This is a genomic window from Mangrovibacterium sp., assembly GCF_059905295.1.
On record NZ_JBZQJF010000087.1, the window covers coordinates 1 to 16,010 of the forward strand.

Below are 16,010 nucleotides of genomic sequence, written 5' to 3' on the forward strand. Positions count from 1 at the left end.
GCCTTTCGCCTGCGACAATAAATAGCGTAATTGCCGGCGAGTAAACGCTTCTGCATCAAAGCAAAGCTGCTCCAATACAAAGATCTCCTTCAAATCGGCCTTTTGTGCCTGTTCTATTTGGGCAATATTTATCATTTTCGTCCTTTTAACTCCATGCGGCTAACAAATTCCCGTAAAATTTGCCGATACAATTCATCACCCAAAATATCATCTTCCACGCCATGATCGATTGACGGATTATCGTTTACCTCAATTACCAACGACCTACCATCAATTTCCTTTACATCAACACCATATAGCCCTTTACCGATCAGGGATGCCGCCTTTACGGCATTGCGCACCACATGCTTTGGTGCTTTGCCAATAGGTACCGACTCCCAGGCTCCCGACTTGGTTTTCTTTCCATCGTGATTATAAATTTGCCAATGCCCACGAGCCATAAAGTATTTGCAGGCATACAACGCTTCGCCATTGATAATACCTATCCGCCAGTCGAAAGGCGTGGGGACAAACTCCTGCGCCAGAAACACTGAAGTCCGTTCCGACAATTCTTCCAATGCCGACTGGTATTCCTGCTCGGTAGTCACTTTATACATCCCCACAGAGAACGATCCATCGGGAATCTTCAGGACAATCGGGTTGCCCAGACATTCCGTTACCTCGGTAAACGAAGCCAGGTTATTTTTGAAAATCAGTTTCGACTTTGGTGTTGGAATCCCCTCCCGATCGAGCAACTCTTTCAGGTACACCTTATTGGTACAACGGATAATCGAGAGTGGATCGTCAATCACAACCATATCTGCCTGATGAGCCTTTTGCGACAGCCGGTAAGTAAGGTGGTTCAGCGCCGTTGTTTGACGAATAAAAAGGCCATCGAATTCGAGCAGACGGGTTGTATCGTCCTCGGTAATCAATTCGGCGTTGATATTCATCTTTTTAGCCTGACTCAAAAACCGGTTCAAAGCCCCTTTATTACTCGGAGGTAATTTTTCTTCCGGATCATACAGAATCGCCAAATCAAAACGCGATGCCCGGTGGTGACGCGGCTGACGCCAGATTTTTTTGTTGAAGTTATCCAAAGCCGTGGCAAACAGATCTTCCTGTACCTCGGATAAATCCTTCAGACTAATAATTTTAACCGAATCGATCTGGTTTTTAGCCCGGTTAGCCAGGGTTACCCGTATTAGCGGGCAAGGCAGCTGCTCGAAAATATAACGGGCAATCTTTTCCAGTTCAGGTTCGGCGGTCAGGCCAAAATAGATGTCTATATCAAATGATTCAACAGTAGTATTCTGAGCTTGCATCCACTTGTAACATTGTTTTTGCAACCCATCGTCCATACGGGTAAGGGCCCCGTTTTCAATCCGGTTCAGAACATCAACATCCGGTAGAACTTTGTGGCCCCGGGCCTGGGCTAACAACGAGCAATAATACCCTTCGGTGTGATACTCGTGCGAGCTGCAAAGGTTTATTACCAACAAGGGCTGTTTACTCAATTCGTCATTCTGCAAATAATCTGCTCCTGTAATCAGGCTTTCTGTTTCATAGTAGGGTTTCCATTGCTCCAATGAATCTACCAGAATAAGTGTTGATTGCATTTTATGATTTCAAAAAGAAAAAACAAGTTAAAAATTACCAGTTAAAACAAACCCGAAACCCAAGAATCAATCACGCTCAAAACACCAAACATCAGCCTAACTACCAATGCCTTAAACAGGAAGCGATTTCTTAAAAACGGGCTTACAATTGTACGCAATTTCTTGATTTGTTATTCAAGTTGATTCACTTTTTTAAAAGAAAATAACAGGTAATAAAAATGTGCTTTTTAAAGCATCGGACTCAACAGACGGGCGAAAGATTCCTTGGCTTTTTCGAGTCGTGGACGTTGGTCCCAATCCTCTGCAATTACCTCCCGACTCTGCTGTAAGTCGGCCATAAACTGCTCTTCCAGTTGCCGGGTAAATGCTTCGTTATAAACCATCGCATTAACCTCAAAATTGGTTTCCAAACTTCGGAAGTCGAAATTGGCCGTTCCCACAGATGCAAAAACACCATCAACCAAAATGAGTTTGCTATGCAGAAAACCGGCCTCGTAGAAATAAATTTTCACTCCCGCCTCCAGCAGTTCTGCAATAAACGAACGCGTACTCCATTTGGGAGTCAGTGCATCCGATTTGTAAGGAACCAAAATTCGGACATCGACACTTCCCATAGCGGCAACCTTTAATGCATTTAAAATCTCAGGAGTTGGAATCAGGTATGGTGTGTTGATGTAAACCCGCTCTTGAGCCGAAGCAATAGCGGCAAAGTAAGCCTGACCAATACTCTCCCAATCCGAGTCGGGTCCACTAGCAACAATCTGCACCAATTTCCCTTTTCCATCAACCACCGGACGAAAGTATTCTTCCCCATGCAAGATCTCCCTGGACACAAAATACCAATCGGCCATAAAAATAACCTGCAGCATTGTTGCTGCTCCTCCGCGGATCATCAGGTGTGTATCGCGCCAAACACCCATTGACTTCGTGCCATTCAGGTACCGATCAGCAATATTCAAACCACCCACAAAAGCCGTATGACCATCGACGACCACAATTTTCCGATGATTCCGGTAGTTCGCCCGGGAGGTCAAATGCGGGAAACGCACCTTCATGAAACAATCGATCTTCACCCCTGCCTCCTTCAGCGAGTTAATGTATTTCCGTGGTAAGGCCCAGCTGCCCACATCATCGTAAATCAAGCGAACATGAACACCTTCACGCGATTTGCGAATCAAAATATCTCGGAGCTGATTCCCCAGAGTATCATTTTCAATAATATAAAACTCAACATGAATATGATGTTTGGCAGATTCAATGGCCTGAAAAATAGCAGGGAAGGTCTGTTCCCCGTTTTTTAATACTGTAAGCTCGTTATCCGATGTCAACAATGCATTCGAATTTGAAAGCATCAAACTCACCAAATGTTTTTTACTTAGAACAGCTTCGGGTAAATCGAAAAATGCCTGTGGGATGCTAACCATCTGGTCCTGCGTCATCTTTCGCAAACGTTCCAGCCCCTTTAAGCCCTTGCGCGAAAACATTTTCTTCTTACGATACTCCTGCCCGAAAAACAAGAAAAAGACCATACCTATAAAAGGTAAAAGAACCACAACTAAGATCCAACTGATTGTTTTTAGCGGGCTTCTGTTTTCTAAAATAATCAGAATGGCAATAAAGATAACAGTCAACAAATACAGTGCATTCAGCACTATCGTTAAGTGTTCATTCAAATAAGAGAGCATACTATCCATATTTCGAATCTTGGTTCCCTCACTAAAATTCGATAATTTATTATTGATTAACAAACGAATTGATATTTCGTAGAAGATAAAAAACAGATGCCATGAAATATTTATTCATCACAGCGCTTTTCATCGTACTCGCAATGGCTTGTACGAACAAGCGGGAACTGGTTATCCAGGAACAAGAACCGACTGCCCAGGAAGACAGCATAACTTACGAACTCATTGTTTTAGATCCCGGCTTTGATAGCTGGTATTTAATCCACGGCACACCGTCAAAGTACCATACACAAAGCTATTACGAGAGTTGGAACAAACGTTATGTCGATGCGTGGAACTACCAACATATTGGGTACCGCTATCCCGAGGTTATTGAAGGGAATATCGACTACCAAACCAATATCGATTATGGTTTCGAACTGAATCACAAACTATTTTACTATTTCATGTATGTTGAAAATGAATTGGGAATTCAACTCATTCCGGATGGTCCTAAATCCTATTAACCTGAGCTCGATTTTACAATAGAGTCCAGCTTATTAGTCCTTTGGGGAATGTACAAAAACCTGCAATTGGGTATCGTGCAGCAGCTCGTTTGTTACTGGCAAGGCATTTAATTTTGGAGCGGCAACACCACTTCCAAACCAGCTATGCCCAATGTAAACATGCGCCTCATCCCACATTCCCTGATCGATAAAAGCCTGTAGCAGCTGTCGCCCACCCTCAACAACTACCGACTGCAAATTTTGCTCGTACATCCATTTCAGGATCTGCGGAACAATATTCGACGCATAATCCAAAACCACATATTCCAAATTATCTTGCGATTCCAGTAGTTTCGAGGTAAAAACAACTGTGTGGGCAGTATGATCTTTTAAGTGGATATCTGCGGGAAGGCGATTCATTCGGTCCAGTACCAGTCGAACCGGCTGGCGACCGACCCACTCGCGAACGGTCAACGACGGGTTATCTTTCCAAGCCGTATTGGTTCCAATCAGCAGGGCATCAACCTCGGTACGTTGCTTATGTACCATGCGTCGCGATAACTCATTACTAATCCAGGTAGGCTGACCAAACTCGGGATGAGAACGATCAATATCCAGGTAGCCATCCAGCGTTTGCGCCCATTTCAGGTAGATAAACGGGCGTTTCCTTTGATGAAAAGTAAAAAAGCGCTTATTCAGTTCCAGGCAAGCTTCGTTCAGAATTCCAACATCAACCTGAACACCGGCTTTCAACATTTTTTCAATTCCCTTTCCGGCCACTTTGGCAAACGGGTCGACCGAGCCAACCACAACGTGAGGAATACCGCTGGCAATAATCAGATCGGAGCAGGGAGGCGTTTTCCCATAATGGGCACAGGGCTCCAGGCTCACATAAATTGTCGATTCTTTCAACAATTCCTTATCTTTAACTGCGTTAATTGCATGAACTTCCGCATGTGGTCCACCACATTGACGATGATAGCCTTCGCCAATAATCCGACCATGATGCACAACTACCGCTCCAACCATTGGGTTGGGTGCAACCTCACCCCTGCCCAGTTCGGCAAGTTCGATGCAACGCTTCATATAAATTTCAGCCTGAGTCACAATACAGAAAAAACTTAAATTTGCCAAAAATACAAATAATGCAAGCAAGCCTACAATATATTCGTCAGGAATTACGGGATTACTACCCCGGTGAAGAGATCGAAAGCTTTATCAGGATGATTTTTTCCTGGCTAAAGAGTTACTCATTGACTGATCTGATCCTGAAAAATGATGATCAACTTAGTGAGGACGATCGTGAAAATATTGTAGAAATTGTAACGCGACTGAAGAAGCATGAGCCAATCCAATACATTTTTGGAGAGGCTGAATTCTACGATCTGAAATTTCAGGTTTCGGAACACGTGCTGATTCCCAGACCTGAAACAGAGGAACTGATCGACTGGATTATTAAAGACCGGCCACATGCGGAAGCCCGAATTCTGGATGTCGGCACAGGTAGCGGCTGTATCCCTATTGCCTTAAAAAAGAATCTGCCTGAATTGCTCATCTCAGCCTGTGACATATCGCCAGAGGCACTGAAGATCGCTCACCTCAATGCCGAACTAAACCAGGCTGAAGTTTATTTTTTCGAACTGGATATCTTAAATTCAACCCGAACACAGCTACCACATCAGGTTGATATTTTGGTGAGCAACCCACCATACATTCGCCTTTCGGAACAAGCACTCATGCAATCCAATGTACTCGACTTTGAACCTCATCTGGCCCTTTTTGTTGAGAACAATCAGCCGCTCGTATTTTACGAAGCACTGGCACGTTTCGGGCAATTGAATCTCAGCCCGGGGGGATTAATCTATTGGGAAATTAATGAAGCCTTCGGCCTGGAATGCTGCGACCTACTGCAACAAATGGGGTACATAAATATCTCCCTTCGAAAAGACCTAAACGGCAAAGACAGGATGGTCAAAGCAGAATGGACAGGAGGACAAATGTAAATCAGTGTTTAAATCACAAAAAAATAAATGTTCGGGCGCACAACGTGATTGGCAGATACCGTTGGTTTTTTATCTTTACTTGAGAAACACAATTAAACAGATTCCGCTTGAAACGATTTTTCCGAAATATCATCCTCTTTTTGAATATCATAGCTGCGTTCACCCTGTTATTCATTTACCTTTCGGTTTGGGTAAGCCCAGCCGTATTTTGGGTGCCGGCAGTCATCGGACTATCCTATCCTTACATCCTGCTAATCAACATCCTGTTCATTCTTTATTGGCTATTTACTTCGCCCAAATGGGCACTCATGTCCATTATTTGTATTGCGATAGGATATTCCCATCTTCAAAATTATTTCCAATTTTCACCCAAAGAAACTAAGGAAAAAGGAATTGTTGTATGCAGCTACAACGTGAAAGCATTTATTGCGAAAGGTTATAAGTACAAGGAGGCCACAAAAAATGCCCAGACCATTTTGGATTATCTCAAAGATAAAAAGCCAAACATTCTTTGTTTCCAGGAAATGACTTTCTTAAACAAGAAAGGCTATGCCGGCTTTATCAAGCAATTTAACCTGAAAGGATTGCCAACCCATGCAGATGCAGGAAGAGCACACGGTCCCATTACCTTAACAACCTTCCCAATCATTCATAAAGAAGACGTTCATTTTGAAGGCACTGGCAATATGATCATTATTACCGATGTTGTGACTCCTACCGACACGCTCCGTATCTTCAACTGTCACCTGGAGAGCTATCGTTTTACAGAGCAAGATATCAGTTCGCTGGATTCAATTTCGATCAACAAACAGGACAACAATATGAAAGAGTTTCGCTTGTTTGGATCGAAACTGAAAAAGGCATTTATCAAACGGGCTGAACAAGCCGAAGAGCTTCGCCGTCAAATCGAAGCCTCCCCCTATCCGGTGCTGGTTTGCGGAGACTTTAACGACACACCGGTTTCGTACGCCTATCATACGGTTCGGGGCGATTTGAAAGATGCTTTTGTTGAATCGGGATCAGGCATTGGCAATACCTACCTGGGACGCTTGCCATCCTTCCGGATTGACTACATTATGCATAGTTCCCAATTTAAAGCCTATAATTTTAAGATTGATCGGGTTGATTATTCAGATCACTACCCGGTATGCTGTACCCTGATTCCGCAAACGAAAGATTAAAACAAGCGCTTCCGTTTTAACAGGAAATTCATTAGTACTGCCGAGAAATCCTGGTGAATATCGGCTTCTACCAAATCAATCTGGTACTGACCGCATTTCACTTTTAACTCCTCAAAGTAGTTTTTAACAGCTTCCCGATAGCGCTTTTTCAGTTCGCCTGGTGAAAAGCGAAGATGCTGACCGGTTTCCAGATCCACAAAACGATATGGGCGATTGCTGAAGTCGAGCTCCCGCTCCTGCTTGTGGTCGGTTACATGAAACAGGATGACCTCGTGCTTATTGTAGCGTAAATGCTGCAAAGCCGAAAACAGCTCATCATCGGTGTGCTCGTCGAGCATATCGCTAAAAATGATCACCAGCGAGCGTTTATGCACTTGCTCGGCAATCTGATGTAAAGCGGCAACCGTGTTTGTCGTCTTATTCAGGTCGTCCTTTCCGGCGGAAAGAAGCCCCGCCAATTTGCCGTAAAGCAATTCGGAATGAACCGAGGACAAGCGATTCCCGGAATGAAATTCAATATGATCGGAAAAAAGTGAAAGACCAACTGCATCGCGCTGCTTACGCATAAGGTACATTAAAGCTGCAGAGCAATAGACCGAAAATGCCAGCTTATTGATTCGTTTATCCTTGCCTGTGTTGAACGGGAAAAGCATCGAAGACGAGGTGTCGAGCACTAACTGACAACGTAAATTGGTTTCCTCTTCGTACTGTTTGACATACAAGCGGTCGGAGCGGGCAAACAATTTCCAGTCGATGTGCTTGGTCGGTTCCCCCTGGTTATATTGACGATGCTCGGCAAACTCAACCGAGAAACCATGAAAAGGGCTGCGGTGTAAACCCGTAATAAAACCTTCGACCACTTCGCGGGCAATCAGTTCCAGGTTATCGAACTGCTGAAATTGCTGGATGTCAAACAGGTTATTCATATTTACAAATTTAGGATTGTCGGCCTGAAACACAAGCTCTCAACAAACAAAACATATCTGATTTCGGAGAATCATCAACAGGTCTGAAAGCCGGGAAACATTCTGTATTTCCTGTTGTCCTTGTTTTCCGAGGTTGTCAGGTTGTCTTCAAAACATCCCGGAGAAATGCAGTAACAGAAAACGCCTTTGCATCCATACGTTCAATTGACTTCAGAAAAAAAGGCATGAATTCCTTCACGCCTTTATCCGATCGTTTATGTAGTTGCTTACAGAATAGCATCAACTTTTGAAGCCAGGCTTGATTTTGGAGCAGCACCAACGTGTTTGTCCACAACTTCGCCACCTTTAATGAAAAGGATTGTTGGGATGTTACGGATACCAAACTGCATAGCAGTATTCGGATTGCTGTCGACATCAACTTTAGTTACCAGAATCTTACCGTCGTATTCCTGCGATAATTCTTCAACAACAGGAGCTACCATGCGACATGGCCCACACCATTCAGCCCAGAAATCAACCAATACAGGGATTTCCGATTTCAATACTACTTCTTCAAAATTTGCGTCAGTTACTTCAATTGCCATAATTCAATATTTTTTTGTTTTAAAATTCAATTTATTTCGATAATAACCAATTACTCATCAATAGCTTACAGGTCTAAACCATCAAACAAAACGCACTAATGTGCGGCACAAAATTAATTAATTTTGAAAGAGATATTTTCGTGTTTCCTCAAAAATGTCTCAAATTCCTGATTCAACTCAATTCGAGTGTTTCTTGAAAACAGATTGACTACAGATTTTGTTTCAGTATCCCACAAATTAAACTTAAGCAGGGCACTTCCTTTGTTTTGCCGGCATAGTTGATCCACTTCCTGAATAAATTCGTCGGTGATGGCCTGTACAGCAATTTCTACAGTAACCGCTTTCACCTGGTTCTTTCGTACTTCTTCAAGCATCTCAACATGCCGAACCCGGTACTCCAGTCCTCCCCGGAAACTTTCCTGCACCACGCCTTTCACCATGATAAAGATGTTAGGCTTACAAAACTTACCGAACTCTACATAGTCTTTTCCAAAGAAAAACATGGTATAAGAATCTTCATAGTCGGAAAGAGTTAATTTGCTGTAAGGTTTCCCGGTTTTACCAACCGTCTCGAAAGCCTCAGTAACCATTCCGGCAAAAGTAATTTCGCGACCATTCAAAGCATCTATGTTGTTATTCAGGTTCTTCAGTGTGAACTCGCGACTGACAAAATTATCGAACTCCAGTTTATAGTCATCCAACGGGTGAGCCGACAGATAGATCCCGATCAACGATTTTTCTTTCTCAAGCAAGACCAGGTTGGCAAATTCCGGAACCTTCGGGATATCGGGCGTTTTTACAGCCTGCGCCGACATCACATCGCCGAAAAGCGACTGCATAGCATTATTACTTTCCGATTGAATTTGATGGCCATACTTAATCAGTTTCTCAATGAAAGGAGCATCGTTCTCATCGGCTGCAGCAAAAAACTGCGAACGTTTCATCCCCATGCTGTCAAAAGCACCGGCAGATGCGAGACCTTCAATATTTTTCTTGTTGACCGACTGTAAGTTTACACGCTCTGCAAAATCGAAGACATCTTTAAACGGTCCATCCTCGCGTGCCTTAACAATATCGGCAACAGCACCAGCGCCAACCCCTTTAATGGCAGCCATACCGAAGCGCACATCGCCCTTTTTGTTTACCGTAAACTTCTGGAACGACTCATTCACATCGGGGCCAAATACATTGATTCCCATTCGCTTCGATTCTTCCATCAATTTGGTAATATCGGTAATATTGCTCAGGTTACGGCTCATGTTGGCCGCCATAAACTCAGCAGGATAGTGGGCTTTCAGATAACCGGTTTGATAGGCAATATAGGCGTAACAAACCGAGTGCGATTTGTTAAAGGCATAACTGGCAAAAGCTTCCCAGTCCTTCCAAATCTTGTTGACGAGTTTCTCAATTTCATTTTCTTTGCCCATTTGTTTACAACCTTCCACAAAGTCCGGGTTGGCCTTACAACCTTCCACAAACTTCACTTTCAGTTTGTCCATCATGGCAATAAGCTTTTTCCCCATCGCTTTACGCAGCGAGTCGGAGTCACCACGGGTAAAGCCCCCCAGATGACGCGACAAAAGCATCACCTGCTCCTGGAACACCGTAATACCGTGGGTATCGCTCAGGTATTTTTCCATCATTGGGTGGTCATATTCCACCTTTTTACGGCCATGTTTCCGCTCAATATAATCGGGGATGTATTCCATTGGACCGGGACGATACAAAGCGTTCATCGCAACCAGGTCCTCAAAACGGTTAGGCTTCAGATTACGCAGGTGCTTTTTCATCCCCGGCGATTCAAACTGGAAAATCGCCGTAGTGTCGCCGTGGCTAAACAACTCAAAGGTCTTCTCATCGTCCATCGGGATGGCATCGATATCGATCTCAATCCCTTTTGAAAGGCGTATATTTTCGAGACATTCTTTTATAATTGAAAGGGTCTTCAACCCCAGGAAGTCCATTTTCAGCAAACCGATCGCCTCAACAAAACGACCGTCGTACTGGGTCGTGTACAAATGCTCTTCCTTGGTTGGCATAATCGGAATGTGATCGGTCAGCGGGTCGCGGCTAATCAAAATCCCGCAGGCATGCACTCCGGTTTGACGCACCGACCCCTCAAGGGTTCCGGCAAACTTCAGGGTATCGCGGATCAGCGGATCTTCCGAGTCTTTTTCGGCAGCCAGCTCGGGGCTTTCCTTGTAGGCCTTGGCGAAACTCATTTTGGGAGCTTCGGGCACCAACTTGGCCAAACGGTCGGCATCGGGCAAAGGCAGCTTCAATACCCGCGCTACATCACGGATGGCCAGCTTGGTTGCCATGGTACCGAAGGTACAAATGTGGGCCACCTTATCCTGCCCATATTTATCGGTCACCCAGTCGAGTACCATTTGGCGACCATCATCATCAAAGTCGATATCGACATCGGGCATGGAGATCCGGTCGGGGTTCAGGAAACGTTCGAACAGCAAATCGTACTTAATCGGGTCGATGTTGGTAATCCCTACGCAGTACGAAACGGCTGCACCGGCAGCCGATCCACGACCGGGACCAACAAGTACTCCCATATCACGGGCCGCATTGATGAAGTCCTGCACAATCAGGAAGTAACCGGGGAAACCCATTGTTTTAATGGTATCCAGCTCAAAGTCAATCCGCTCTTTCACATCGTGAGGCATCGGATTTCCGTAACGCACGTAAGCGCCTTCATAGGTTAAGTGCTGCAGGTAGTCCGACTCAAGCTTCACACGCACTGTTTTTTCGTAACCGCCGTTGCGCTCAACACTTTTCTCTCCAAACTCCTCGGTAATGGCTGCTTCATTAAACTTCTCCAGGTATTCGTCCATCGTCCCAAACTCCTCGGGAATCGGGAACGGAGGCATAATAGGCGACGAGTTCAGTTCAAATACTTCAACCTTATCGACAATTTCCTGGGTATTCTTCAGCGCCTCGGGCACATCGCCAAACAGCTCGTTCATTTCGGCCTGCGTTTTAAACCACTCTTGTTTGGTGTAACGCATCCGGTTTGGGTCATCAAAATCCTTCCCGGTATTCAAACAAATCAGCAAGTCGTGTGCGTCGGCGTCTTCTTTATTTATAAAGTGAACGTCGTTGGTACAAATCACCTTGACGTCGTATTTTTTTGCCAGTTCCAGTACGCGTTCGTTCACCATTACCTGGTACTTATATACCTGCTCGTTCAGCTCTGGCATTTCAGAGTTGTGTCGTTGCAGTTCCAGGTAATAATCGTCGCCAAACACACCCTTGAACCACTTCACCGTTTCTTCGGCTTCCTCGAATGTGGTATTCATGATATGCTGCGGCACCTCGCCTCCCAAACAAGACGACGACACAATGAGGCCCTCGCTATGCTTCTCCAGTAAGGCCTTGTCGATACGCGGTTTGTAGTAGAACCCATCGGTTGCAGCCGTTGAAATCAGCTTGATCAGATTCACATAACCCGTACGATTCTTTGCCAGCAGGATCAAGTGGTCACCCGAGCGGTCAACCTTATCGCTTTTATCCGCAATGGAGCGAGAAGCCACATAAGTTTCGCAACCTAAAATAGGCTTCATGCCTTCCTTCTTACAGGTGTCCCAAAACTCTTTAATCCCGAACATCATCCCGTGGTCGGTCAATGCAAGGGCAGTCATACCATCGTTCTTGGCTTTGCTCACCAGCCCTTTTACACTGGCTGCACCATCCAAAATGGAGTATTGCGAGTGAACATGTAAATGCGTAAATGGAATCATTCTCAAGTCGTTTAAATCTTTTTCACAAACCGGCACTCCGGCTTTTTCCCATTCCCTAAAAATACGTTTTTCAATTTGGCTTTAAAACCCCCTGTTGATTAATATTGAAAACTGGTAAGAACCTCCTTCTTCAATACTGAAAGTTTCAGATTTGCATTGCGAACCTATGATATATTTCTGCTTTTATTACGGCGGCCCGATAAATACGGCCCTCAATTAAAAGCAACGGCCCCGCCACCATTGGGGGAATTTACGAATCGGCTATTTCGTATCTTTCCTTCAATAAATTACAGCTTTGCTTAATAATTTTACAGCAATGCTTAAATTTATTTTAGTTTTCCTTAATAGTTTTACAGCTTTTCTTAAACTTTTTTAAGTAGAACTGGAAGATAATTAAGTAGAACTGAAAAAAAGATAAGGAGAGCTGGAAGATAATTAAGGAGAGCTGGAAGAAAGATAAGGGGAACTGGAAAATAATTAAGCAGTAGTGAAATATAATTAAGAGAAACTGGAAAATAATTAAGCGGAACTGGAAACCAACAAAGGGAAAGTAAAAGATAAGCAGACACAGTGAAGTGAAAATCAACGGCTAGCCTACGCGATGAAGTTCTTCGAATACGGAAAGGATCAAATCCTGCTCGAAGCCGCGACTTTGGCCAAAGCGGAAAATTTTCGCTTTCAAATCATATTGGTTGGCAGCTTTGGTTTTACGTATTTTATCCGCCAATAGGTCTTTCAGCATGGCGCGGTAAGCATCCTCATCAATTTCGGCCAGGGCAAGCTGCACCATAGAGCCTGATATTCCTTCGGCTTTCAGGTGAAAGGCAATTTTTACCCGTCCCCATTGGTTAAACCGAAACTTATCGCGCACATAGCTACAGGCAAAACGCTCCTCATCCAAAAATTTTTGCTGAAAAAGCAGTTGCATAACCGGCTCGGCATCCTCAGGCGACAGGCCCCACTGCCCTAGTTTCTTCTGAATAGCACCGGGACTTTTCTCGGCCCGGCTGCATAGTGCCGCAGCTTTTGAAAAAGCCTGTCTTTGTTCGTCGTTCAATTCCGTCATAATTACGTTTGCCCTTATTGCGCAAAGTTAATACCTTGAGGCTGCTTTCAAAATAAACCAATATGAAACCCAATTACATCGACATCAACCGTAAGCTTTGGAATGCCAGAACAGCCATTCATTTCGACTCGGATTTTTACGGGGTGAAGGAATTCACTTCAGGAGGCAGCTCACTGCAAAGCATTGAGCTGGAGCGACTCGGAAATATAGAAGGAAAGAAAGTGCTTCACCTGCAATGCCATTTTGGGCAGGACAGCATTTCGCTGGCGCGGATGGGAGCAAAGGTTACAGCTGTCGATCTGTCGGACGAAGCTATTCGCCGTGCGCAACAGCTGGCTAAAGACTGCGAGCAAGACGTTCGGTTTATTTGCTGCGACCTGTACGATTTACCCAACCAGCTCGACGACTCGTTCGACCTGGTGTTTACCAGCTACGGCGTCATTGGCTGGTTACCCGATCTGAATCGTTGGGCTGAAGTTATTGCTAATTTCCTGGAACCCGGAGGCGAACTTCTATTGGTTGAGTTTCATCCTGTGGTGTGGATCTTCGACTCCAATTTCAACCACATCGAATATGACTATTTCAACAGAGAAACAATTGTGGAAACCGAAAGCGGCACCTACACCGACCGTGGCGCACCAATCATGTTGGAATCGGTATGCTGGAACCATCCAACCAGCGAGGTACTCAACAGCCTTCTGAAATCAAAAATGCAGATTGATGCGTTCGACGAATTTGACTATTCACCTTACAACTGCTTTAATAAAACCGTTGCCTGTGACGAAAACAAATACAGGATTAAGCACATGGGAAATATGCTGCCGATGGTGTTTGCAGTGCGCGCTACGAAAGGCTGATACACTAACAAAATCGCACAAAAAAAGCCGGACATTCCGGCTCTGTATCTTTTCGTTGGTCAATATCTAGTGTGAATCAATCTTCGGTCCGAATGCCAAATCACCAGCATCACCCAAGCCCGGTACAATGTACGATTTCATGGTCATTTCCTCGTCGATGGCACCAACCCAAAGCGTTACATTCTTCGCTTTAATGTGCTGCTTCACATGGTCTACTCCCTTACGACTCGCAATAATCGCAACCAAATGCACATGTTGCGGTTCGCCTTTTTGCATCATCGCTTTGTAAGCAATCTCCATTGAAGAACCTGAAGCCAGCATCGGATCGGTTATCATCAGCACTTTATCGCTCAGGTCCGGTGTTGCCAGGTATTCAAATTCAATGTGAAATTCACCTTCGTCGTCGTACTTGCGATAGGCTGAAATGAACGCATTCTCGGCTTTGTCGAAGACATTCAGTAGCCCTTGCTGCAGTGGAAGCCCTGCGCGCAGGATGGTCGCCAAAACCGGTTGCTGTCTCAACACCGGCACTTGGGCAATACCCAGCGGAGTTTTTACATCAGACACTTTATAATCGAGTGTTTTACTGATTTCGTATGCAAACACTTCCCCCAAACGCTCCAGATTTCGACGAAAACGAAGTGGGTCTTGCTGAATGCTTTCGTCGCGTATTTCGGAAATGTATTGGTTAAAAATTGAAGTTGATTCGCTGAGGTTGTAAATTTTCATGTCAAAAAATTTTTGACGAAAATAAGCAATTTTTCCCTTTACCACGGAATCAAGTAAAGATAAAATCCCCCTCAGCAGGTTGAATCAGACTGTTTTGAGGCAGCTTTGCCCAACTTGTAAAAATACTGTGTTTAAATTCTTTGGAAAACAAAAACGGATTGGGTAATAGCTGCATCTTTCGGGCCACTTCAGGCTGCAAAATTGTCGCCATCGCGCTCTCCGAATCTACCGCCACAGCAATTAGATAGCCGGCAACAGCTTCGGACATGTCCTTCAAGAAATGTTGATGAAGCAATTTTAAATGGCCATCGCGTAACGAATAAATCAGGAAGCCAACGAATTGCCCGGACTCAAACAGCTTAACCGTATAAAGTTCGAATTGCCTTACATAAGAGCTAAACGGATACGTATGCTCAAAAGTCGGATCGTCGGTCGACAACCAGGGATAAGCCAAAATCCACTTCAGCTCCTCCTCTCCCCGCTTAAAAAAGAAATCCGTTTGTTGATCATTCGCTAGCTCCAGACACTGCTGATCGGGAAAGGCCAACTTCTCCCATCGCAAATTGGTCGGTAATTCCGACTCATACGACTCCATCCGCTTCCGAACTGAAGAAGCCAACAGCCAATTGATCAGCTCACCAACAAAAGCGAGCTTCCCAATACGCGGCTCCAGCAACTTCTTAAAATCGGGATTCAAATAAAACCGACGCCCACTACCGGAATAAAGTGGACTCAGCAAACCTGAACGTCGGTACAATTTAGATGACACCGGTGAAAAGTTGGTTGCCATCATCCGCCCGTTCCAGTCGGCAGCCACCTCTTTCAGCAACTTGACCGACAATCCTGTTTTACGGTAAATGGGGTCTGTCCAGGCTCCGCTAAGCCAAACAAAACGCTCCGATTCAGAATTCAGCATAGCCGGAAAAACCGTTCGAAAGGCCAAAATTTCATCGTCTGATTCGAAATAATACAAAACATGGTCTTCCTCCCGTGCGTGCGGATTCGCCTTAAACGACTGCACCCGATCTAAACTAACGGGGTGAACAGGCAACTGTTGAAACCACTTGCTGTCGACAAAGTTCGGAAGTTCTTTAATGGTGACCTTATGAAGTTTCATTTAGATTCTTTTGGCATAATGTTTCCC

At 44.6% G+C, this 16,010-nt stretch carries 13 protein-coding genes; 4 read left to right on the forward strand and 9 right to left on the reverse strand.

Annotation, left to right across the window (positions count from 1 at the left end; genetic code table 11):
* Window positions 1–131: 131 nt before the first annotated feature.
* Together AC37HE_RS04740 and cls are read right to left on the reverse strand one after the other, a co-directional pair.
* Window positions 132–1,598, reverse strand: coding sequence for a RimK family ATP-grasp domain-containing protein (locus AC37HE_RS04740; RefSeq protein WP_500781637.1), 1,467 nt, complete (start codon window positions 1,596–1,598; stop codon window positions 132–134).
* Window positions 1,599–1,825: 227 nt separating this feature from the next.
* The gene (gene cls / locus AC37HE_RS04745) at window positions 1,826–3,292 is read right to left on the reverse strand and encodes a cardiolipin synthase (protein ID WP_500781638.1); all 1,467 of its coding nucleotides are present in this window, start codon (window positions 3,290–3,292) and stop codon (window positions 1,826–1,828) included.
* A gap of 92 nt (window positions 3,293–3,384) precedes the next feature.
* On the opposite strand from cls, the gene AC37HE_RS04750 reads away from it, so the two are divergent.
* A complete protein-coding gene (locus tag AC37HE_RS04750; protein WP_500781639.1) occupies window positions 3,385–3,789 on the forward strand; it encodes a DUF6146 family protein in 405 nt (134 codons plus the stop codon).
* 33 nt (window positions 3,790–3,822) lie between these two features.
* Here the strand turns inward: AC37HE_RS04750 and ribD are convergent, their stop codons facing one another.
* A complete protein-coding gene (ribD, locus tag AC37HE_RS04755; RefSeq protein WP_500781649.1) occupies window positions 3,823–4,875 on the reverse strand; it encodes a bifunctional diaminohydroxyphosphoribosylaminopyrimidine deaminase/5-amino-6-(5-phosphoribosylamino)uracil reductase RibD in 1,053 nt (350 codons plus the stop codon).
* A 38-nt stretch (window positions 4,876–4,913) separates the two neighbouring features.
* Between ribD and prmC the strand changes: the two genes are divergently transcribed.
* Window positions 4,914–5,771, forward strand: coding sequence for a peptide chain release factor N(5)-glutamine methyltransferase (gene prmC / locus AC37HE_RS04760; protein WP_500781640.1), 858 nt, complete (start codon window positions 4,914–4,916; stop codon window positions 5,769–5,771).
* Between the two features lie 107 nt (window positions 5,772–5,878).
* The gene (locus AC37HE_RS04765) at window positions 5,879–6,952 is read left to right on the forward strand and encodes an endonuclease/exonuclease/phosphatase family protein (protein WP_500781641.1); all 1,074 of its coding nucleotides are present in this window, start codon (window positions 5,879–5,881) and stop codon (window positions 6,950–6,952) included.
* On the opposite strand, the gene AC37HE_RS04770 is transcribed toward AC37HE_RS04765, so the two are convergent.
* The 4 genes from AC37HE_RS04770 to AC37HE_RS04785 form a co-directional block, all read right to left on the reverse strand.
* Entirely contained in the window at window positions 6,949–7,878 is a 930-nt protein-coding gene (locus tag AC37HE_RS04770) for a DUF58 domain-containing protein (RefSeq protein WP_500781642.1), read from the reverse strand. The two genes, AC37HE_RS04765 and AC37HE_RS04770, sit on opposite strands and share 4 nt — an antisense overlap.
* A 266-nt stretch (window positions 7,879–8,144) precedes the next feature.
* Window positions 8,145–8,462, reverse strand: a complete 318-nt coding sequence (trxA, locus tag AC37HE_RS04775; protein WP_500781643.1) for a thioredoxin — start codon at window positions 8,460–8,462, stop codon at window positions 8,145–8,147.
* 113 nt (window positions 8,463–8,575) lie between these two features.
* The gene (dnaE, locus tag AC37HE_RS04780) at window positions 8,576–12,214 is read right to left on the reverse strand and encodes a DNA polymerase III subunit alpha (protein WP_500781644.1); all 3,639 of its coding nucleotides are present in this window, start codon (window positions 12,212–12,214) and stop codon (window positions 8,576–8,578) included.
* Between the two features lie 589 nt (window positions 12,215–12,803).
* Window positions 12,804–13,280: a regulatory protein RecX gene (locus tag AC37HE_RS04785; protein WP_500781645.1), complete on the reverse strand. Its 477-nt coding sequence runs from the start codon at window positions 13,278–13,280 to the stop codon at window positions 12,804–12,806.
* Window positions 13,281–13,342: 62 nt separating this feature from the next.
* Here AC37HE_RS04785 and AC37HE_RS04790 point away from each other — a divergent pair, with 62 nt between their 5' ends.
* The gene (locus AC37HE_RS04790) at window positions 13,343–14,137 is read left to right on the forward strand and encodes a class I SAM-dependent methyltransferase (protein ID WP_500781646.1); all 795 of its coding nucleotides are present in this window, start codon (window positions 13,343–13,345) and stop codon (window positions 14,135–14,137) included.
* A gap of 66 nt (window positions 14,138–14,203) precedes the next feature.
* Here the strand turns inward: AC37HE_RS04790 and upp are convergent, their stop codons facing one another.
* Entirely contained in the window at window positions 14,204–14,866 is a 663-nt protein-coding gene (gene upp / locus AC37HE_RS04795) for a uracil phosphoribosyltransferase (RefSeq protein WP_500781647.1), read from the reverse strand.
* A 49-nt stretch (window positions 14,867–14,915) separates the two neighbouring features.
* Entirely contained in the window at window positions 14,916–15,983 is a 1,068-nt protein-coding gene (locus tag AC37HE_RS04800; protein WP_500781648.1) for a GNAT family N-acetyltransferase, read from the reverse strand.
* Window positions 15,984–16,010: the final 27 nt, after the last annotated feature.